Raw genomic sequence first — 21,961 nt, 5'->3', positions numbered from 1 at the left:
GAGAACCAATATGGGAAAGAAATTTAAGCTGGGCGTTGTAGGAGCAGGAAATATGGGTGCCGGGATTGCGCAGAAGATGGCTCAAGAAGGCCTGCACGTGACTTTGGTTGATCTGAAAGAAGAACAAGTAAATCGAGGAGTTACAAATATTAGGTCCACTCTTGAAGAAGGGGTAACACGTGGTATTTTTAATGAAAACCAGGTAACAGAAGTTATGGATCGTATTCATGGCAGCACTACCTACGATGACCTAAAGGATGCTGATCTAGTCGTAGAGGCCGTTTTTGAAGATAAAGGAATAAAATCAAGTGTATTTCAAAAGCTTGATGCTATCTGCGCTGAGAAAACAATCCTTGCTACGAATACGTCCAGTTTATTTGTAAAAGACATTGCTGAGTGTACGAATCGCCCTAATAAAGTAATAGGCATGCACTATTTTTATCACCCGGCTAAAAATAGATTAGTAGAAGTGATTCCTCATGAAGGAACAAGTAAAGAAACGATTGAAACCACTCTTTTAATTGGAAAACTTCACAATAAAACATGTATATCGGTGAAAGATTCTCCTGGATTTGCAGTTAATCGTTACTTTGTTCCCTTTTTAAATGAATCGGTACATCTGTTGAAAGAAGGGTTTGGCAATATTCCAACGATCGACGCCGCAGCAAAACAAGCATTTGAGATAGGCATGGGACCTTTCGAATTAATGAATGTTACCGGGCTGCCTATCGCTGAACATTCTTCGTCTCATTTAGCTAATGAAATCAGTGAATTTTATGCCCCAGCAGACTTATTGAAAGAACAAGTAGAAACTCAAAAAGAATGGGATCTAAACGGAGAAGTTATGGAGGATAAGGTCGATGACATAAAAAAACATTTACTTGCTGTAGTATTTGGTATAGCTTCCGCGCAGGTTGAAGAAGGAGTAGCAAGTATAGAAGACACAGATATAGGAGCAAAAGTCGGTTTAAAATGGAAGTTGGGACCTTTCGAACTAATGAATAAAATAGGAATCAAGGAATCCTATTCAATAGTAGATGAGCTATATTCAAAACGTCCATCCTTCCAAAATCCATCTATGCTTAAAGCACAAGCCGAAAACAATAAACCTTTTGTATTCAAGTATGTAGATACAGAAGTGAAAAATTCCATCGCTTACCTTACTATCAATCGTCCAGAAGCGATGAACGCTCTAAACCCTGTTGTAGTCGAACAGTTGGAAGAAGCCTTTGAGAGCGCTGAAGAAAACCCCGATGTAAATGGGATTGCAATACAAGGTGCAGGAAAAGCCTTTGTCGCAGGGGCAGATATTAAATTCTTTATCGATTGTATAGAAAATGATCACATCGAAAAAAATGTAGCTTTCACTAGAAGAGGTCATCATTTATTTAGAAGAATAGAAACATCCAATAAAAAGACGGTTGCCATTTTAGATGGTCTATCGCTTGGAGGAGGAAGTGAACTAGCCCTGGCATGTCAAGCTATTGTTGCAACAAATCAGGGAACTATGGCATTTCCTGAAAGCGGTTTAGGGATTTACCCTGGCCTTGGGGGTATGCTTCGCTTAAACCACCATATTGGGAAAGAGCTAACAAAATATTATGTTATGACTGGTAAAGCTATTAGAGCAGAAGAAGCTAAAGAATTAAACTTAGTGACAGAATTAACGAATCTAGAAAACATTCAAGAAACTGTAGAAGCAATTGTTAAAAAAGGCCGTACTGATAAATATGAGGAAAGAAATATTCCAAATAAATTAAACAAATATAAGCAGGCATTTGCTGATCATAACGTTGAAATGCTGTTAAAAGGTGAAAATCCTGAACCTATAAACAATGAAACAGCAGATAAACTAATAAATACACTAAGTGGTAAAGGTCCAATTGCATTAAAAACGATAAATCATTTAGTTAATAAACAAGCTGAGCTTACTATTGACGATGGTATTGACCTTGAGCTAAACCACTTGAAAGAAATCTTCAGCACAGAAGATGCTTTGAGAGGTCTTACCGCCTCTATCAGCAATACCCCACCCGTTTTTATAGGAGAGAAAGATAATTATGAGCATGTTTAATAAAGCATATATACCTTACGGCGGATATTATTCCACTCCCTTCAGCAAATGGCAGAGTAGTTTTCAAAATGAAAATTCAATTGAGTTAGGAGCAAGAAGCAGTAAAAAATGGTTTGAATCAAAAAGTATTGCTCCCAATGAAGTGTTAGATTTTCTATATCTTGGTATTACCGTTGGTCAAAAAGGGGTATTTTATGGTTCTTCCTGGGCAGCGACAATGATGGGAGCCCCAGACGTTCCAGGGCAAACCGTTATGCATGCCTGTGCCACATCATCTACTACCTTATATAATGCAGCCGCTTCCATTGAAGTTGGTAATATAAATACGGGATACTGCTTATTAACAGATAGATGTTCGAATGGACCGCATACTATATGGCCTAACCCTAAAGGTTTAGGCGGCCAGGTTATTTCAGAAAATTGGAATTTAGATAACATGGCTGCAGATCCTTCAACTGGCGAAGGAATGATACAGACTGCTGAAAACGTTGCTAAAGAAAACGGCTTTACTAAGGAAGAAGCAGATGAACTTACGTTAAGAAGATACGAACAGTACGAAGATTCATTAAAGAATGATGCGGCCTTTCAGAAACGATATATGCAGCCTGTAGAAATCGCTGTCTCAAAACGAGAAACAAAAGTCGTGGATAAAGATGAAGGGGTAACAAACACATCATCAGAGGCTTTACGCCGTCTGAAGCCGACAATAGGAGGCGGAATTGTATCCTTCGGGGGTCAGACACACCCGGCAGATGGAAATGCCGGGATTATCGTAACCACAGAAGAGCATGCCGAGCGTCTAAGTACAGATCCAAGCATTCCTATTCAAATTTTGTCTTATGGTCATTCACGAGTAGAAAAAGCAAGGATGCCAACTGCTCCTGTCCCAGCCGTCAGGATGGCTTTAGAAAAAGCTGGATTATCGATAGAGAACATCACGACTATTAAGAATCATAATCCTTTTATAGTCAATGATTTATATTTAGGAAAAGCATTGGAAATAGACCCTATGCATTTCAATAACTATGGAAGCTCCTTAGTGTTTGGACATCCCCAGGCACCAACTGTCGGACGTTTAGTAATTGAAGCTATAGAAGAAACTGTAGATAAAGGTGGAGGTTACGCTTTGGTCACCGGCTGTGCAGCAGGTGATAATGGAGCTGCAATAGTTTTAAAGGTTGGCTAAGAATATTTCCATTGTTTGGGAAGTAAAAAATGACTGTCTCCACACCCTGCCACTAAAAATGCAAAATAATTAGCAAAAATACGAAGAACCTACTCCCTCATAAAGGAAGTAGGTTCTTTTGTTTGGTAATTTATTAAGCGAAGAAAGTATAAGGAATATCTTACATCATGCCACCCATGGATTCGTCTAAATAAATAAAGAAAAATAACATCGATATTATTGAATCAATCAGCTTATACTAAACTTAAGCTTCATAATCTAACAAAAAGAATTTATATAAAAATAAGTAAAAGTATGTCAGTAATTATGTCATTTATTTTACTGTTGATCTTCACTCGTCTACATTTAGGTGGATACTGTTTCCAGACGGATCAGAAGTAATAAAAACCCCACCCTCCTCTTTGACAGACGCACCAATCCTCTCCAGACGAGCTACCACATTTTTTCTATATTCCTCATCAGGTAAAATGATCGTATACGATTCTAGACCGCTGCTGATGGCGCAGGAGCTCCAGTTCCAGTCCACGTATTTAAAACAATATGGTGATGATAGTTACCTGTGGAAATAAAAAGGGACTGATCGCCAAATCGGTTAACAACTTCAAATCCGAGACCTTATGTATAAAATTCCTCTGCTTTTTCTAATTGAGAAACATGTAAGTGGATATGTCCCATAACCGTACCAGCTTGAAGCCCATCCCACGGTTCTTCTGAATTCGCTGTTTTAAGCAGATCTGTAAAATCTAACGGATCAACAGTCATGGCAACTTCGTTGTTCTTTCACTCCCACTCTGAAGGGTCACGGTCCACAAAAATTTCAATTCCATTCCCGTCCGGATCGTTTAAATGGAGAGCATCACTAACGAGATGGTCAGAAGATCCTATCCGAATTCCTTTTTTAATAAAATGGTTTACAATGTTTGCTAAATCTGAACGACGAGGGACAAGAAGAGCAAAGTGGTATAAGCCGGTCGTCCCTTTCTGCTTAGGTTTCGCATTTTCCGGCTGCTCTATCGATAGAATACAATTTTCCCCATCAGCTGTTAACTTCGCACCGTTGGTAATTTGCTCTAGAACCTTCACCCCTATAACCTCTTGATAAAATTGAAGAGATCGTTCTATGTTTTGCACTTTTGATGAAATGACAATGAAATTCCTCCTTAATCTATTACTCGATTTCCCATATCTATTTCAGATATTAGGGATGAATGTATGTTACCTATTCTTCGATAGTTACTATTTACTATAATCAAGGGTTTAAAGTAATCGTTTTTTTACGAGGCTTTTTAATATGAAATTTAATAAAACACCTTCAAATTGTAAAAGCTTTATTTTACATTTGAAGGTGTTTTTCTTATGGTCCAGAAAAAGAAAATGAAGCATGAGTCAATTGCCTCTCGCATAGGCTTGTACCATCGGAGCCCAAAATATCGTACAAGCCTATGTATCACAGTACTATCCTCCTTTCCGTTCAACTCCCTTAGGTATGGCTTCAGGTATTGGACGATTTGGAGGACTGCTGGGTCCAATTTTAGGCGGCTTCATTTTGTCAGCCACCTTACCTATTCAATTAAATTTTGTAGCTTTTGCGGTTCCTGGTGCCATCGCTGCTATAGCTTTATTTTTTATACCTGAGAAGTTTGCGTATTACAATCAGCCAGTTCGACAAGTTCAGCTAGAACAAGAATACATGGTTAAATAATTTAACTTTCGTAATGGTAAAAAGTAGAGTACTGTTTTAAATGCAGTGCTCTACTTTTTTCTTTCCTTTATCGTATGCTTAATATCCATCCATAAAAATCCTCTCGAATATTCTACGACCTATTGAGAGGATTTTTAGATTTTTAGTGTTTTTCTACTCAGGCATTTCAATTTGACTTATGAAGTAAAGCTAACCCCTTCTTACCAGAGGCAGTGGGCGGCCTGATGTAATTGTGATAATGCATTCCAAACACTGAGCTATAATCGTAAATGTTTAAATTACAGACTGACCATAATTACTTTTTGTGTATACCGTCCCTTCCATTAAGCGACGAGCAGTTCTACCGACTTTAATGGACAACGGTTTCTCACTATATATAGTTTCCATCACCCCCGCTGGGTGACCTATAGAAATGGTTTGGCTATTCTTATCAATAATCTCAGAAAGAATAGTACCTTCAATCTTACTTGCTGCTGTGATACATACCGCTCCTGTAATAGCAAGTGCTTTATGTGGGCGCTGCATAGACATCATTCTCACTAGTACGTTAAAATCCTCTTCCCTGTGAAATTCACCCTCAATATCTTGATAATCAAAAGGCTTTGAAACAACTGTTAATTTAGGTGTTGCCGGGGAAAGCCTTGTAGCTTCAGATTTGGATGCAAACCCGCACTTCTCGGCTGCTGCTGCACGTAATTCTTCTAAAAGGTCAATCTGCTCTTTTGAGTATTCCTCTGGCAATTCATCTCCACGAAGACCTATATCCTGAGCTCGGACAAATACCAGGGGATTAGCTATATCCACTATAGATGCTCGAATTTCACCTAAAGAACACGAGAGAAAATCTATCGGTCTACCTGTAGGAAGAACTTTTCCTGTAACAGCTCCTTCAGGATTTTCAAACGATAAGAATATAGGCGAAGCACTGCCTGGTACACCCGGGATCGAATAGTCTCCCTCTGTTTTTACCCTTCCATTTTCCACTTCTACTTCCGCTGTAATAATTTTTTTAGTATTTGTATTGTATATTCTTACTTTTGTAATAGGTTCTTCTATTGAAACGAGTCCCTTAGCTATTGCATAAGGGCCGACTGCTGAAGAGATATTTCCACAATTCCCTTTAAAATCTACCATTTGATCATATAAGCTTACTTGAGCAAAAGTATATTCAATATCATATGAAGAATTGCTGCTCTTATCAATAATAGCCACCTTGCTCGTAAGAGAATTAGCCCCACCTAATCCATCTATTTGGTTAGGATCTGGACTGCCCATGATATCCAGCAGAAATTCTTCCCTTTCCTGGTCAGTTGCAGGCAAATCTTTCTTTTGCAAAAATACCCCTTTACTGGTTCCTCCACGCATTAAAGTAATAGGTACTTTATTCACTTTAAATGCCTCCTTATAGAAAAATGAATGTTGTCCAGACGGTATCCATAGCGTACAATGGATCTAATTATAAGAAAAATCAAAATTCTATATGGAAGTGTATAAATATTTTTTATAAGTAAGGGAGTTTTATCTTATGGACCAAAAAGATTGGCAGATTTTAAATGCAATTGCAGAAGAAAAAAGCTTAACAAAAGCCGCAGAAAAATTATTTATTACTCAGCCTGCTCTCAGTTACCGATTAAAGCAGCTGGAAGAGTCTTTTCAGACCAAGCTTTTCTTTCGTACAAAAAAAGGAATTGAGTTTACTTCTGAGGGCGAATTTCTTGTAGATTATGCCAAGGATCGGATTGAGGAATATCTCACATTAAAAGATGAAATTTTTAATATGGGGAATGAAGTAAGAGGCACACTTCGGATTGGAGTATCAAGTAACTTTGCCCAATATAAGCTTCCCGCATTATTGAAGAAATTCTCGACTTCTTATCCCAATATTCAATTTAAGGTACAGACTGGATGGAGTACCGAAATCATGAACTTATTGAATCAATCTCAAATCCACTTAGGAATTCTAAGAGGGGATTATGATTGGGAAGGAGAGAAATCTCTTTTAACGAAAGAGCAATTGTATATCATATCGAAAAATAAAATTTCATTAGCTGAACTCCCCCAGTTTCCCTTTATTTATTACAAAACCGATAATTCACTTAAACGGCTGATCAACAGATGGTGGAATGATCATTTTTCTCAATCTCCTTTAACTGCAATGGAAGTGGACAGGCAGGAAACAAGTAAAGAGATGGTAAAGAATGATTTAGGTTTTTCTGTTGTGCCCGAAATCTGCTTAACCCCTTCCGATGATCTGTATACAGAAGGATTAACCTATAAAAATGGAGAGCCTGTCTTGCGTGACACGTGGTTAATGTACCGGACAGACTTTATCCAGCTTAATATTGTAAAAGCTTTTATCGACTTCTTAATTAAGCAGCAAACTGTAAAAATATAAAATTTTTTTATAGATAACAATAATATTTACCTATTTTACTTATGACATTGATTTTTATAACCTTATGACAACACAAAAAAAGAAGGAGGATAAGGCAGTGAGAAAAATGTATGCGCTTACTTTATTACTGATTCTTAACCTTTTTATAGCAGGTTGCCAGCCCTTATCGTTTGTCAGCTCTAAGGTAAATAGCGGAGAAGAAGAACAAGGTTATAATGAAGATCTTCTAACAATGGTCGTTCCTTATAATTCAGGAGGAGGAACTGATGTATTTGCCAGGTTTATGACGAAGCCGCTATCCGAACATATTGAAAACCAGCCAAGTATTCAAGTTGAGAACGTTCCTGGCGGTGGAAGTATTACTGGTACAAATGAATATGTAAATTCTTATGATAAGGATGGGACAAATCTAGTAGCAACAAGTGCTTCCACTCATATCCCTTATTTACTGGATCAATCATCTGTTCAGTATAGTTTTGATGAACTTACTCCCCTGGTCGGGGCTCCTACAGGTGGCGTGGTTTATGGTTCTGCAGATTTAAACATTAAAGATGGTTTTGATCTCGATCAAGTGAAAGAAAAGCTCTTTTATGCTGGCATGTCTCCTACTGGTTTAGATTTAACGACATTAATCTCTTTTGAAGTACTAGAGATAGATTCCAAAGCAGTACTGGGTTACGAAGGAAGAGGACCAGCAAGAGTGGCTTTTGAACAAGGGGAAAGTAATATTGATTTTCAAACGACGACAGCCTATAAGCAGAACATAGAGCCTAAGGTAGAAGATGGGGAAGCTGTTCCACTCTACAGTTTAGGACAAATCGATGAAAACGGTGAAGTGGTGAGGGATCCGCAATTCCCTGACCTTCCTACTGTAAAAGAAGTTTATAAAGAACTGCACGGTGAGGAACCTAAAGGACAAGCATGGGAAACCTATAAGCATTTTCTAAACGCTACCTATACTTTACAAAAGGTGATATGGGTGCATGAAGATGCTCCTGAAAGTGCAAAAGAAGAATTGAAGAAAACAGCCAACAAATTAGTTAAGGATGAACAATTCAAGCAAGAGTCTTCCGTTATTCTAGAGGATTATGAAGTATACTCCCAAGCAGAGTTAGAAAAAAGGATCGATAACTTAGAGAAAAATATGAATGAGGATACAATCAATTGGGTTTATGAATTTCTTTTAAAAGAACACGGAGTTGATGGCAGAAAACTATAGAAGTGAGGGGATATTATGATTGAGAGTGCAATGGAAGCCTTAAGTATTGTCTTAGATCCATCAAGAATTTTATTCATGTGCCTTGGTATCGGGCTGGGCATCGTAGTCGGCCTGCTGCCAGGTTTAGGCGGGACAGTAGGCATGTCACTTTTACTGCCATTTGTATTTGGAATGGATCCTTTTGTCGGGATGGCCCTGTTAATCGGCATGGTAGCCGTTGTTCATACGGGAGATACCTTTCCTTCTGTATTGCTTGGGATCCCAGGCTCTTCCGGATCACAGGCAACCATTATGGACGGATTTCCTTTAGCTAAGAAAGGGGAAGCATCCAGGGCTATGGGGGCTGCATTATTTTGTTCAATGATAGGTGGATTTATAGGCGGCGTTGCTCTCTATCTGGCGATTCCAATCGCTGCTCCGCTTATCACTAGTTTCAATTCACCAGTTTTATTTATGTTAACGATGCTTGGACTGAGCATGGCCGGCCTTTTAGCAGGAGATTCACCGGCTAAAGGAGCCCTATCAGGTTTAATGGGGTTAATGATCGGTTCCGTTGGAAGTGCTCCTGCTATTACGGAGTATCGGTATACCTTTGATTTTCTTTACCTTTCTAATGGTCTTTCCCTGCCAGTTGTCGCTTTAGCTATCTTTGCCTTTCCAATTCTTATTACTATGCTGACCCATAAGGGGAGCGTAGCGGAAGCGAATCGCTTAAAAGGCGGGGTCCTAAAAGGAGTGGGTGACGCCCTTAAGAACAAGTTCTTAGTCATGAGAAGCGCTGTCTTAGGGAGCCTGATCGGCTTCATTCCAGGTTTGGGAGGAAGTGTCGTCGACTGGCTTGCTTATGGAGCAGGTAAAAAGACGGTAAGAAATAACCAATTTGGCGAGGGAGACATTCGCGGAGTCATCGCTCCTGAAAGTGCAAACAACGCTAAAGAAGGCGGATCTCTCATCCCAACCCTGCTATTTGGCATTCCTGGCAGTGGGACAACCGCAATCTTGCTGGGCGGACTAATTTTAATGGGACTGGAAGCAGGACCAAGAATGTTGACAACCGAACTGCCTCTCACCTTATCTATCGTTTGGACACTTGTTATTGCAAACATAATTGGAGCTATTCTATGTATGACATTAGTCAAGCCGATTTCTAAACTAAGCTTAATTCCCGGAGAGAAGCTTGTTCCCTTCCTCACCATCCTCTTATTAATTGGGGCATATCAAAGTAATTTTGCCTGGGGAGACATTATAGCCTTTATTGCCATCGGCTTATTAGGATATATCATGACAATTCTTGATTGGCCAAGACCCCCATTACTTATCGGGTTTGTATTAGCCATATCAGCAGAAAGGTACTATTGGATCTCCATTGAAAGGTACGGCTGGGAATGGCTCAGCAATCCTATTGTTATTACGATCGGTGTATTAATTGTCATCCTTCTTACAGGAGGATCCATAATGAAAAAAATCAGTAACAATTTACAAAGAGAGGGTGTGTAATATGACTAAGCAAACACTAAATTTGATTTTTACTTTTTGTATATTTATTGTTTTCGTCTGGGGCGCTTTTACCGCACTTACTTTTTCCCGATTAGCCCAATTCTTCCCTTTATATGTATCTATCGCCGGTAGTATTGTATCCGGTATTTATCTAGTAAAGGAAGTTATAAAAATAAGGAAACAAAAAGACCAAGGTTCGCATCCGAAAGTTTTAATTATTAAACCCATTATATATACTGGATGGATTGTGGGATACGTCATCACTATTTCTTTAGTGGGGCTGTTTATTGCTTCCACTATTTACCTCATTTCCTTTTTACTGATAGAATCTAAGTTCCCTTTCTTTAAGGCTCTCTACTCCACCGGCATTGCATTAGTTATCATTACGGTTTTAAGCAATTTACTAAATATTGCATGGCCGCAGAGCGTATTGTTAGGACTCTAAGTGAAAGGGTTAAAGTGATAAATATGATCACATAACAGAGAAGAATAACAAAACACTAAAAAACCTCCCAATTATTATTGAGAAGTTTTTAACATCGATATTAAGGACATAAAGGGTTTCATATAAAAGAATCATTCTTCACTCCATTGTTAACTAATTATTAAAACCACTAAATTGATAAAACTCCGGATACTTCTTATTACGTAAGTTCATGAAACGAAAGTATAAAAATCTATAAAAAAGACTACCTCCTTGGCCAGGAAGTAGTCTTACTTTTACTAACTATTTAGCTTCATTGATAGCTCGAGGGGATAGTGATGGATTTACTCCTACGTCATGCCGCCCATTGACTCGGCTAGCTAATAGGACAATATTAAATTCTGTATTTTAAAAATATTTGGTTCACAACCTCAAATTAGTTGCTAACGTCTGTGGCTATATCTTTTTATGACTTTAAACGGTTGCTTTTAAAAATTTTAGTTATATGACCACTACACTTCTAAGCTGTTTCTACATGAGCTTCTGTAGATTTTCCACTGTCTTGTTTAACTGCATCAAAATCTTTCTTTTCTATAATTAAGGACACTAGAACACCGCCGACTAAAGCCCAGAATGGCGAACTGATGTCAAAGAAACTTACCCCAGACATACCTATTACAAGAGCAAAGAAGGAGCCTATTTGAAACCTTGGATTAGAAAAAGCTGATTGTAAAGAACTTAAAAGGACTCCAATCATGGCTAATCCCGCAACAGTCCCGATTAAAACGGATGGCATAGCAGTAACAAATGGTACAGCAACTCCTGCTAGTAATCCAAATGTTGCAAAAAACACACCATTCACCACAACAGATGCATAGCGACTTTTCTTATCTTTTCCTGCTTCTTCAGACGCGCAAATAGCTGTCATTGGACCGGCAACATTGGCATTGTGTCCTCCGAATAAGGAAGTAATTATTCCGCCGATACCACTGTAGATGGTCATAGCATTGATCGGCGGCTTATAGTTCTGGGCAATCAACACCCCTGACGCTTGTGCATTTTCTGCACCTATTACCAGTAATGCTAAGGGTATGGAAATTGAAAGGATGGCATCTATACTGAATGCAGGTATTACAAAACCAGGTACAATAAAGCTGGGTTCCATAGCGCCCATTTGAAACTGGTTCATTGAACCTGCCAGTATTACTGCGACCAGAAATGCTGTTAATATCGGGGGAACATGTGTAATAAACCTTGATGAAAGTAAATATACAAGAATGGCGGCCCCTGCGATCAATGGAGCTTCTTCTAAGGAGGTAATCATGCCTGTTCCGAATCTGATCATCGCTCCTACAATCATTGCCATGACAATAGGAACGGGGAGCCAATGCATAACCTTTCCAATTAATCCACTTATACCTAAAATACATACAATAATCCCTGATACAAGATAAGCTCCAGCTGCTTCATTTAAGGAGAAATGGGTTAGGGCACCTGCTACAAGTACGGCGCCTGGAATAGAATATGCGCCGGCAATTGGCTGCTTATATTTCAATGATAGAATAAGCCCAAGTAAACCGCCGAAAAAATAGATGGCAAACAACCAAGAAATCGTTTCAGCCTGCGATAACCCTCCATTTTGAGCTCCTCCTATGACAATTAAAGCTGGGCCAGTACATCCAAAGATTGCTGCAAGCGTCCCGGCGCTGATGGTATTTACGTTCAAGTGCTTGAGTAGATTGTTCTGTTCATTCTTCAACAGCCTCTACCTCCTTTCTGAAAATTCAGAAATTATCGGTTATAAAAAACTGGCTGCTGCAAGGGAAGCCCTTGCAGGCCACCCTTATTTCCCTGTAAATTGTGGCTTTCTTTTTTCCACGAAAGCCTCTACGCCTTCTTTAAAATCCTCAGTTCCCCTTAGCATCCCATAGGCTCGTCCTTCAATTTGCAACCCTGTACTTAACGGACCTTCTTCTGCAGCATTTAATACTTCCTTACATACACGTTGTGCTAATGGTGAGAAGCGAGTAAGGTCCTTAGCCACACTGGCTACCTCTTCTTCTAATCGATCCTTTTCTACTACCTGAGTAAGCAGCCCCCATTGATAAGCTTCATCAGCAGGAATTCTTCTAGCACGCATAATCATGTCTTTAGCTCTAGTCAATCCAACAGCCCTTGCTACCCGTTGAGTACCACCGCTTCCCGGTATCATTCCTAAATTCATTTCAGGCAATGCTAACATTGTATCTTCTGCAGCAATCCGAAAATCACAAGCCATAGCTATTTCAAAACCTACCCCGAATGTATATCCCTGCAATTGAGCAATCACTGGTTTGGGAGAACGTTCTGGAGCTGCTACATTTTCCGCCAAGTGGGATAATTCTTCCACATGAGCTTCCATAAACTGCGGAATGCTACCCCCAGCACTAAAAGCTTGGTCACCTTCTCCTTTAATAACGATTACCCTTACATTTTCATCTGTATTTAAGTCATCAAAAATTTCAGAAAATTGAGCTCGTGCGAGCATGCTGATGTAGTTCATTTTTTCTGGTCGATCAAAAACAACCGTCGCAATTTTGTCCTCCCTGTTTTTTTCCACTCGAATGTGATCATATTGTGTACTCGTTGTCATATTTATTTCTCCCTTCTATTTTCTTACTGGACTACCTGCTCATCGCTAAAAAATTCAAATTCCCCTTCACGTAATTTTCTGCGAAGGATCTTTCCTACTGGACTTTTCGGTATTTCCTTAATGAAAATATAGTTTCTAGGACGCTTAAAATTAGATAACTTCGGATGGTTTTTACAGTATTCATCCAACCCCTGAATAGTAAGTGATGAATCGGAAGGTACTACATAAGCAGTTACGATCTGGCCCCAACGATTATCCTCTTCTCCGACGATAGCAACTTCTGAAACCTTAGGGTGTTTCGACAACACTTCTTCCACTTCTAACGGATGAATATTTTCTCCACCGGAGATGATCATATCATCTACTCTCCCTACTACGTGCAAATCTCCGTCGGCATCTATATATCCTAGATCCCCAGTAAAATACCAACCATCACGAATCGATTTTTTTGTAGCATCCGGTCGATTCCAATACCCTTTGAAAGCTTCACTGGAATCCAGGCTCGCAATAATCTCACCAACCTCTTCCTTGTTCACTATATCTGTGTGACTGGCACCCCCATTTGGATCAGCAGTTACTATACGGATATTTTGATGGAATCCAGGTTTACCAGCGCATCCAGGCTTTTCTCTTACATTTGGATTAATTGTGAATGTGTATACTTCCGTGCTTCCATAATGATTGACGAAAACATCAGGTTTAAAGTATTTTACACATTTTTCTGTCAAGACAGTTGTCATAGATGCCCCGGCGTATCCTAATTTCTTTAAAGAAGCCAGATCGTATTCCTCAAAATGAGGATGGTTCAACATATCATGGTACAGTGTTGGAACTAAATATAAACATGTAAGCTGTTCCTCACTTAACAAATTGAGCGCATCTTTAGCATCAAAATCGGGAAGTATGACGTACTTACCATTGACAAAGGCGATTGATAAGAGCGATCTCATCCCCATCGTGTGATAAAGAGGCATCGTTCCAAGGGTGCTTTCACCTACGGTATAATGGTTTTGTATAATGTGAGCGGTAGCAGAAGCATATTCATTTTTATTACTTCTCGGAACTCCCTTCGGCTTGCCGGTCGTTCCTGAGGTATAGAGCATAAGGGCTATGTCATCATCTTGAATGGTTGGTTTATCGTAGCTGCCTGGACTTCTTTCTACTAACTCTTTGAAATAAATATCTGCCCCTTCTACGTCATGTACGCCTATCAAAATAGGCCGTTCTTTAAAGTCTGCATTCAGGACAGCTTCCTGACTGACATTTTCATAGACGATTGCGGACGCTTCTGCATCGTTCACACAATACTCGACTTCCTTGTCCGATAACCGAAAATTAATAGGAGTATAAATAGCACCAAGCTTCTGCAAAGCCCAATAAGTAAGCACATTTTCCAAATGATTTTTTAATATAACGATTATCCGGTCTTGTTGCTTGACCCCTATCCGTTGCAAAGAGGCAGCCACTTGAGACACCTTAGAATCCAACTGGGAATAGGTCAAGCGAATATCCCCTTGGACAACCGCTGTCTTATTCGGGTGCCTTTCTACTGCAAACTCTAGTAACTTTGCAATATTCATGTGTTCAACTCCTTTACAGACTTTTTGTTTTCTTCAATAGTCTTCTCTACAGCTTTTACTATGCCATCGTAGCCTGTACACCTGCATAAATGTCCTGACAGCATTTCTTTAATTTCCTGACTGTCTGCTTCAGGTTTTTTTTCGATAAAGTCAGTGGCTGCCATGAGTATCCCTGATGTGCAAAAACCACATTGTAATCCGTGATTTTCCTTGAAGTTTTTCTGCAGAGTCGTTAATTGGCCGGTATGTGCGAGTCCTTCTACCGTACGTATATTCCTGCCGTCTGCCTGTACCGCGAAAATTAAGCAACTTCTAACTGCAGCATCATCTAATACGATCGTACAAGCTCCACACACCCCATGTTCGCAGCCTACATGCGTACCAGTTAGTCCGCATACCTCTCTCAAAAAGTCACTTAAGAGCATTCTAGGCTCCGCCATTTCCTGATATCTCGTGCCATTGATAGTGACCTCAATTTCTTGCATCGCCAAATTCATCACCCTCTCGCTCTTTCGTATGCCTGACGTAATGTACGTGAAGTCAGCACTTTAGCTAGATGCCGTCGATACTGTTCAGAGGCATGAAGGTCTGATTCGGGCTCCACACTCTCCCCTACTATTTCTCCTAGTTGTTCGATTAGTCCATCCGTCAACTGCTCTCCGCAGAGCACTGTTTGGGCGTCTTCTATTAGAAACGGAATAGCTTCTACACCACCCAGAGCTAAACGGAGGTTTTCGATTCTGCCCTCCTCGTCAACGGCCATCTGACACGAAGCAGCCACCAACGCAAAATCCCCATGCCGACGGGCAATCTCCATAAATGAATGACCTGTTTTCCCTTCCCAGACAGGAATATGGATTTCAGTTAGTATCTCCGTCGGCATTAAATCAGTAGTAAGGTAGGTAAGAAAAAAGTCTTCCGCATCAACGACTCGTTCTTCATCTTCCGAAGAAATCTTTACTTTCCCCCCAAGTGTCATTAGCACAAGTGGGAGCTCTGCACTCGGGTCCGCATGGACGATACTCCCACCAATCGTGCCTCGATTCCTTGTTTGTACATGTCCAATAAATGGTACTGCTTCTTTTAGTAAAGGAATATTCTTCCCTACTACATCAGAAGCCTCTACCTGGCTTTGTCGTGTCATAGCGCCTATTTTGACTACAAAGTCTTTACATTCAATGAAGTCAAGGTCAGTTAATCCGTTGATATCGATCAGACACTCGGGAGTTGCCAGGCGCATATTCATTATTGGTACGAGACTTTGTCCACCAGCTATTATCTTTCCTTCAAATCCAGCTTCATCTAAAAGTCTTAGTGCATCAGGAAGGTTATCTGGCCGGTGATACTCGAACTTGGCTGGTTTCATCACTCAACCTCCTTTCCATTCAAGTATGCTGCTTTGTGTTTTCCAGTTCTTTTTTAAATTTCTTAAAGAAGTCCTGAATAATCATTTTTGCAACACCGCCGAGCATCCTCTGACCTATCATGGCGACTTTCCCACCAACTTCTGCATCGTAAGTATACTTAAGTGTAGTCTCGGTTTCATCCTCGGCTACTAGGTCAATGTTACCCACGGCTTCTACTGTCCCAGGACCTCCTTCCCCTTTTACAATCAATTTGTAGTGCTTAGGCTTGTCTAAATCTGCCAGCTCTATAAGGGAGGAATATCTCCCTTTAACTGCAGCAATACCCATTGCCAGCTCTGCTTCATATTTATTTTTTTCAATCTGTTCCAGCTTTTCACACCCCATAATGCATTTCTCAAGTACCTTTGGATCCATTAATACTTCCCATGATCTTTCAATCCCAGCATTCAGACTCAATTTTCCTTTTCCTTCCATTATGCATTCACCTCTTTTTGTTTTTGATAAATATCTGACTCTGCTAAAAGACTCCATATATAATTTGGACTTAAAGGAAGCGTGTCAATTTCAATATTATAAGGAGACAATGCGTCACTAACCGCATTGGCAACAGCTACAGGAGCACTCATCGTATTGCCTTCCCCAAGCCCTTTGGCTCCAAGGGGAGTGAGCGGTGAAGGAGTCTCCATGTGCTTTATCGTTACTTTTGGCATTTCTGGGGCAGTCGGGCAAAGGTAATCCATAAAAGATCCTGTTAAAAATTGCCCTTTTTCGTCATAAGCTAATTCTTCATACAAGGCGCCACCCAGCCCATGAGCAAGCCCGCCGTATATTTGTCCATCTACAATTTTAGGATTTAATAATTTCCCTGCATCATGGATGGTCACATAATCGATAATCTCTACATTTGCTGTTTCCGGGTCAATTTCTACCGTTACCAGGTCGGAGACAAATCCATAGGTCACTGAAGAATTGATTAAATCCTGTTCATCAGGCGGTTCAGTGTTTTTAGCTGTATAATAATAAGTTTCATAGATACCTGGTTCCATTCCTTCTGGCAGAGCCAGAGGATTCCAATGTGCTGTACCGACAGCACGCTTTAATGAATATTTCTGTTCCGGATTGTCTTTTACAAAAATACTTCCTTCTTTTAATTCCAATTCACTAGCTTCCACCTGCAGCTGATGGGCCGCTATTTTAAAAAGTTTAGATCTCACCTTGTGGGCTGCATAAAATACTGCACTGGATCCTAGGGATGCGAATCTACTGGAATAACTTCCTGATGCAATTGACCAGGCGCTGGTTGAAGTGTCTAATTCCGCCACTACATTGACTTTATCTATCGGAACTCCCAGTACATCAGCTATTATTTGGGCTGCCACTGTTTCATGACCTTGACCGGATGGAGTAGTGCTGATTCTCACATTGACGCTGCCCATCGGATCCATGGATACAGTTGCTGCTTCGGCACACCCGGATTTAGGGAGGGAAGAAGCCCTTTCCTCGGGAGTTAAAGCCACCGTAATGTACCCCATGTTTGAACCTGAAGGCTCCACGATGTTCGCAAGTCCTACACCGAAGATTTTCCCTTTCTTTCTTGCCTCTTGCTGCTTTCTTCTAAACTCTGTATAGTTGCCGGTTTCAATCGCTAGTTCTAATCCCTTTTCATAATCTCCGCTATCATACATACCTCCGGAAGCAGTCTTATAAGGAAACTGATGCTTCTTGATTATGTTTTCTCTTATGACGTCTACAGGGTCCATATCTAGTTCATTTGCAACTCGCTGCATCAGCCTTTCTAATGGAAAATAAAGCTCTTGACCGCCATATCCTCTTATAAGTCCGGTCGGCAACTTATTAGTCATTGTTGCAATTGCTTCAATATGAAGGTTAGGAATATCATAAGCTCCAGTAGAATTAGCATGCGTCCTATATAAACAAGCAGGCTCAGGCGCTCGCAAATATGCGCCCACATTGTCTATCATTTTCATCCTTAGGCCTGTTACCTTGCCGCTTTTCTGTACTGCAGCCTCTATATAAGTGACTCGGTCTGTTCCACTGGAGCTTGCTGATAAATGCTCTTGCCGATCTTCAATCCATTTTACTGGACAACCAGCAATACGACTGGCGATGGCTAACAGAACCATGTATGGAAATGCCCCTGCTTTTATCCCATAGCTCCCCCCGATATCTTTAGGGACTACAATTCTTAGTTTGTTACCAGGGACACCTAATGCTTGTGCCATTACCGCCTGAATAACAAATGGCCCGTGAAAATTGGCATGTATGGTATATCGGTCTTCGCTATTTTCATAGCTTGCCAGGATTCCATATGTCTCTACAGGTGTTGCAGAGTATTTGGGGAAGTTGTATTTATGCTTGATTATATGGTCAGCTTGCTCGAACGCCTGATTGACCTCCCCGTAATCGAAAGTCCGATGATTTGCTATGTTGGAACCCACATTTTCATGGAGTAACGGGGCATCAGGTTCCAAGGACTGTTCGATGTCGACAATCGGCTTGCGTCCTTTGTATTTCACTTTTATTTTCTCCAACGCATCTTCAGCAATGTATCGATTTTTAGCTAATACTACTGCTACAGGCTCTCCAACATAACGAACTTTTTCCACAGCAACCGGGTAATATTTCACAGGCGCACTTACACCAACACTAAAAGGTTTCATATACTGTTTGATTTGCTCACCCGTGATTACCGCTTTCACACCAGTTACCTTTTCAGCATCTGACGTGTCGATTGAAATAATATCCGCATGAGGATACGTACTTCTCAAAATAGCAGCCTGAGCTGTATTAGGTGGTGTTCCAATATCATCCATGTACTTTCCCTGACCGGTTAATAAGCGATCATCTTCCACTCGATTGACAGGAGTACCTATTGATTGAGTCATGAACAATCCTCCTCATTCAACACTTTTTCATAATCACCTTTTGTATCGATATCAAAAAGGTGATTTGTACTCATCTCTACTAACTCAACTTGCTGATTATATTTTTTTATAACTGACCTTCCACCTTCATCGCCGTTCACGCTGAATAACTCATTAAATAGCTCTCTATGGAACAGCACGGGATGTCCCCTGACACCAAAAGAAGTTGATTGATAGATGGAAGAGTTCCTCGTCTTTTTATATCTTTCAATTACTTTGTTTATTTCGCGTTCTGTTATATAAGGTTGATCCCCAAGGAGGAATAAAGCAGCCTCTGCATGTTCGGGTAGTGCTGTCAATCCTGCTTGTACGGAGGTTGATAATCCTCTTTTTGCTCTGCTGTTCAAGATCACTTTACGAACACCAGGGATTCTTGCTTCATTGACCATACCCGCCACTTCCGGGTTTACTACTACTACTACTTCGTCCAGAGAGGAGTTGATTGCCTGCTCAACGACTGAACGAACCAATGTCTTTCCCCTGAAAGGCAGAAGCATCTTCGGAGCGTCCATACGAGAAGACAAACCTGCAGCTAAAATAATTCCCCAGACTTCCCTTTTTTTCAGGTTGTCAATGATGCTTCCTCCTCTCTTTTTTGCTCCCATATATAAGGCCCCTTGGTCATCTTAAGTGAGATACCATTACCTCTGCGGTAAACATTGATCATCTCAGTAACAATGCTACAGGAAATTTCTTCCGGTGTTTTTGCCCCAATATCAAGCCCTATAGGACTATAAAAATTAATCAGTTCTTGGTGTGAAATGCCTTTGGCAATGGATATTCCTTCGAGTAGCTGGTACGTACGTTTCCTTGGACCCAAGATCCCGATATAACCTGTCTTTGCTCTCAGCAACTCACTCAATATTTGCTGGTCTTGTTCAAAATTGTGGGTCATTATGACGATGTACGAATGCTCATTCAATGTTATTTCAGGAAAGGTCCCTCTTTCGTTCAAGATCAGCTCATCCGCATCAGGAAAATGTGCGTCACTAACAAACTCTGGACGATGATCAATGACAGAAACTCGCCAATTCAATCGTTTCACTCCATCAACAAGCGGCACAGCGTCAGGTCCTGCCCCAAACACAATGACATGAGGAGCAGGCGTAACGAAATCGAAAAAGACCTCTAACTCCTCACCTCTATAAAGACCTGTTTCATTATTCTTTAAACGTTTATTGTACTCATCCCTAATTCGCTCATCATTTATCTCATTAATGCTTGACTCTTCCTCAATGATTATTCGTTTTTTTTCAGTTGATATAGGATATTCTGAGGAAATAATGGTAAGCATGCATATTGAACTACTTAACGCCCCGGATAAACCCTCTTCGATTTGGATAGATGAAGGGCACATAGGGTAAAACGGCTCTAAATATATTTCAATCGAACCGTTACAACCAAGCCCTAACCCCCATAAATCATCTCCTCCATCTCTGAAATCATAAAATACTTTCTTGGAATTTCCAGTCTCCATAACGTGTTTGGCGTATTCACCTAGGTCTCCTTCCACACAACCTCCGCTTACAAGTCCAGTTATAAACCCATCTTCACTAATAAAACATTTTGCTCCAGCTTTTTGGTAAGTAGATCCTTCAGTCCGAATGATAGTACCCAAAACCCCTATTTTCATTAGGGCTCGACAGCGTTTCATTTCTTTATAAATCGGAAGCATAAGCTTTCTCCCTTCAAGCTTTAATAGTTCGTGATTCATTTTTCCAATAGAATTGATCACGGTATTCACTAGGTGTGACTCCCACATGCTTTTTAAATGTTGTTGCAAAATATCCTGCAGTCGTAAATCCCGTATTATTAGCAATAACTTCAATTGGAAGGGAGGACAGCCGGAGCATTGTCTTTGCTTTTTGCATCCTGACAAAAGCGAGATACTCGACAAAACTTTTCCCCGTCTCATCTTTGAACATCCTACTAAAATAGGAGGGACTCAAATAAACCTGATCGGAAACATCTCTTAATGTAAGTAATTCGTTATAACTCTCCTGAATAATATGAATAGCACTCTCAATCGGTTTACTTAAATCAGATACAATTCCACCTTGCCCTCTGTTCATGATATTGTTTAACTGCTTACTCAGCTCGGGAGTCAACACCCGTTCAAATGTTTCAACTAAATCCGCTTTAGAAAGCGCTTTCAGCAAATAGGCAGAGAATCCTGCATTGATAGCATCCTGTACAAAACTAAACATTTTTAGGTGAGTCACTACAACCACCGGTAAATCTGGATACATTTCCAAAGCAGTTCGTCCCAATTTAATACCATCCATATCAGGCAAAGATAAATCAATAACCATACAACTAGGCTTATTTTGTTTTAATAGAAACAAAGCGCGATCAGCCGTACTTGATTCATAGATAGAAAGGAAATTATACTTACTGTCTTGAATAATATGACAGAACTCATGCCGACTCTGTTTATCATTATCAACAAGCAACACTTCAGCCAAATTGAGTTCCTCCTCACTTAAAAAGTCTAACGAAGATTTTCCATCTGTTGTTTTAAAATTTTGCACTTAACTTTTTATGATTTTGTCTTATTAGAATTTTCTGATTATTGACTAGCATATAAGAGATTTTTATCACTCTGTTTTAAATTTTTGCTTTTACCTGTTTAAAATATTTCTATAAATGGGAACCCATGACCTTTTGGTATTTTATTACTTAATTTTATAAAAATATTAAACTCGTATTAGAGGGGACTATGAAGAAGAAGGAACAAAATTTGCTCCTCTTAAACGCGATTGAAGTGAATTCAAGGTGTGCAGGCCTCCCTCGAAATAAAGTAATCTTAAGATTTCGTTACGGTAATCAAATAATCAATCTTAATCTAAAGATAAATATTTATCTACGATTTTATATTTAAAGTTGTTAGGCCTTAATTTATTCGCGCCATAAAATCCCTTTAGTTAACACAAGCACTAA

General features: G+C 40.0%; 18 protein-coding genes and 1 pseudogene. 7 read left to right on the top strand and 12 right to left on the bottom strand.

All coding sequences use genetic code 11. From position 1 onward, the window contains the following. Positions 1-10 precede the first annotated feature (10 nt). On the top strand, positions 11-2,074 hold the full coding sequence (locus C1A12_RS15345) for a 3-hydroxyacyl-CoA dehydrogenase/enoyl-CoA hydratase family protein (RefSeq protein ID WP_101845177.1): 2,064 nt from the start codon (positions 11-13) through the stop codon (positions 2,072-2,074). Then, the gene (locus tag C1A12_RS15340; RefSeq protein WP_200816607.1) at positions 2,061-3,260 is read left to right on the top strand and encodes a thiolase family protein; all 1,200 of its coding nucleotides are present in this window, start codon (positions 2,061-2,063) and stop codon (positions 3,258-3,260) included. Before C1A12_RS15345 ends, C1A12_RS15340 begins: the two co-directional genes overlap by 14 nt. 331 nt (positions 3,261-3,591) lie before the next feature. On the opposite strand, the pseudogene C1A12_RS15335 reads toward C1A12_RS15340, so the two are convergent. Further along, a pseudogene (locus tag C1A12_RS15335) lies at positions 3,592-4,409 on the bottom strand (VOC family protein). 265 nt (positions 4,410-4,674) lie between these two features. Between C1A12_RS15335 and C1A12_RS15330 the strand changes: the two are divergent. Continuing rightward, the gene (locus C1A12_RS15330; RefSeq protein WP_306417022.1) at positions 4,675-4,962 is read left to right on the top strand and encodes an MFS transporter; all 288 of its coding nucleotides are present in this window, start codon (positions 4,675-4,677) and stop codon (positions 4,960-4,962) included. A gap of 273 nt (positions 4,963-5,235) precedes the next feature. Here C1A12_RS15330 and C1A12_RS15325 read toward each other — a convergent pair whose 3' ends face one another. Further along, the gene (locus C1A12_RS15325; RefSeq protein ID WP_101845175.1) at positions 5,236-6,351 is read right to left on the bottom strand and encodes a 2-methylaconitate cis-trans isomerase PrpF family protein; all 1,116 of its coding nucleotides are present in this window, start codon (positions 6,349-6,351) and stop codon (positions 5,236-5,238) included. Positions 6,352-6,487: 136 nt separating this feature from the next. Between C1A12_RS15325 and C1A12_RS15320 the strand changes: the two genes are divergently transcribed. The 4 genes from C1A12_RS15320 to C1A12_RS15305 all read left to right on the top strand — a co-directional run bounded on the left by C1A12_RS15320 (position 6,488) and on the right by C1A12_RS15305 (position 10,518). Next, positions 6,488-7,357, top strand: a complete 870-nt coding sequence (locus C1A12_RS15320) for a LysR family transcriptional regulator (RefSeq protein ID WP_101845173.1) — start codon at positions 6,488-6,490, stop codon at positions 7,355-7,357. 106 nt (positions 7,358-7,463) lie between these two features. Continuing rightward, on the top strand, positions 7,464-8,576 hold the full coding sequence (locus tag C1A12_RS15315; RefSeq protein ID WP_235001672.1) for a tripartite tricarboxylate transporter substrate-binding protein: 1,113 nt from the start codon (positions 7,464-7,466) through the stop codon (positions 8,574-8,576). Between the two features lie 15 nt (positions 8,577-8,591). Next, a complete protein-coding gene (locus C1A12_RS15310; RefSeq protein WP_101845168.1) occupies positions 8,592-10,073 on the top strand; it encodes a tripartite tricarboxylate transporter permease in 1,482 nt (493 codons plus the stop codon). A 1-nt stretch (position 10,074) separates the two neighbouring features. Next, positions 10,075-10,518 (top strand): tripartite tricarboxylate transporter TctB family protein, encoded by a 444-nt coding sequence (locus C1A12_RS15305; protein WP_101845166.1) that lies wholly within the window; start codon positions 10,075-10,077, stop codon positions 10,516-10,518. Between the two features lie 499 nt (positions 10,519-11,017). Here the strand turns inward: C1A12_RS15305 and C1A12_RS15300 are convergent, their stop codons facing one another. From C1A12_RS15300 to C1A12_RS15255, 10 genes are all read right to left on the bottom strand, one after another. Further along, positions 11,018-12,256 (bottom strand): benzoate/H(+) symporter BenE family transporter, encoded by a 1,239-nt coding sequence (locus tag C1A12_RS15300; RefSeq protein ID WP_235001627.1) that lies wholly within the window; start codon positions 12,254-12,256, stop codon positions 11,018-11,020. An 84-nt stretch (positions 12,257-12,340) separates the two neighbouring features. Then, positions 12,341-13,129, bottom strand: coding sequence for an enoyl-CoA hydratase/isomerase family protein (locus C1A12_RS15295; RefSeq protein ID WP_101845163.1), 789 nt, complete (start codon positions 13,127-13,129; stop codon positions 12,341-12,343). Between the two features lie 23 nt (positions 13,130-13,152). Next, positions 13,153-14,709 carry an AMP-binding protein gene (locus tag C1A12_RS15290; RefSeq protein WP_101845161.1) on the bottom strand — a complete coding sequence of 519 codons (1,557 nt, stop codon included), beginning with the start codon at positions 14,707-14,709 and terminating at the stop codon, positions 13,153-13,155. Further along, a complete protein-coding gene (locus C1A12_RS15285; protein ID WP_101846474.1) occupies positions 14,706-15,200 on the bottom strand; it encodes a (2Fe-2S)-binding protein in 495 nt (164 codons plus the stop codon). Before C1A12_RS15285 ends, C1A12_RS15290 begins: the two co-directional genes overlap by 4 nt. A gap of 5 nt (positions 15,201-15,205) precedes the next feature. Beyond that, on the bottom strand, positions 15,206-16,075 hold the full coding sequence (locus C1A12_RS15280; protein WP_101845159.1) for a xanthine dehydrogenase family protein subunit M: 870 nt from the start codon (positions 16,073-16,075) through the stop codon (positions 15,206-15,208). A gap of 19 nt (positions 16,076-16,094) precedes the next feature. Continuing rightward, the gene (locus tag C1A12_RS15275; protein ID WP_101845158.1) at positions 16,095-16,550 is read right to left on the bottom strand and encodes a carbon monoxide dehydrogenase subunit G; all 456 of its coding nucleotides are present in this window, start codon (positions 16,548-16,550) and stop codon (positions 16,095-16,097) included. Next, a complete protein-coding gene (locus C1A12_RS15270) occupies positions 16,550-18,982 on the bottom strand; it encodes a xanthine dehydrogenase family protein molybdopterin-binding subunit (RefSeq protein ID WP_101845156.1) in 2,433 nt (810 codons plus the stop codon). Before C1A12_RS15270 ends, C1A12_RS15275 begins: the two co-directional genes overlap by 1 nt. Next, positions 18,979-19,626 carry an NTP transferase domain-containing protein gene (locus C1A12_RS15265; protein ID WP_101845154.1) on the bottom strand — a complete coding sequence of 216 codons (648 nt, stop codon included), beginning with the start codon at positions 19,624-19,626 and terminating at the stop codon, positions 18,979-18,981. Before C1A12_RS15265 ends, C1A12_RS15270 begins: the two co-directional genes overlap by 4 nt. Then, positions 19,584-20,765, bottom strand: a complete 1,182-nt coding sequence (locus tag C1A12_RS15260; protein WP_159462206.1) for an XdhC family protein — start codon at positions 20,763-20,765, stop codon at positions 19,584-19,586. Before C1A12_RS15260 ends, C1A12_RS15265 begins: the two co-directional genes overlap by 43 nt. Continuing rightward, complete coding sequence (locus C1A12_RS15255) at positions 20,710-21,477, bottom strand: helix-turn-helix domain-containing protein (RefSeq protein ID WP_235001670.1); 768 nt, start codon at positions 21,475-21,477, stop codon at positions 20,710-20,712. The genes C1A12_RS15260 and C1A12_RS15255 overlap by 56 nt, the downstream gene beginning before the upstream one ends. Between the last annotated feature and the right edge of the window lie 484 nt (positions 21,478-21,961).

It is taken from the genome of Halobacillus sp. Marseille-P3879, assembly GCF_900240285.1.
Taxonomy (GTDB): domain Bacteria; phylum Bacillota; class Bacilli; order Bacillales; family Halobacillaceae; genus Halobacillus_A.
The sequence above is the reverse complement of the archived record's forward strand: the minus strand, read 5'-3'. Positions and strand labels throughout refer to the sequence as shown.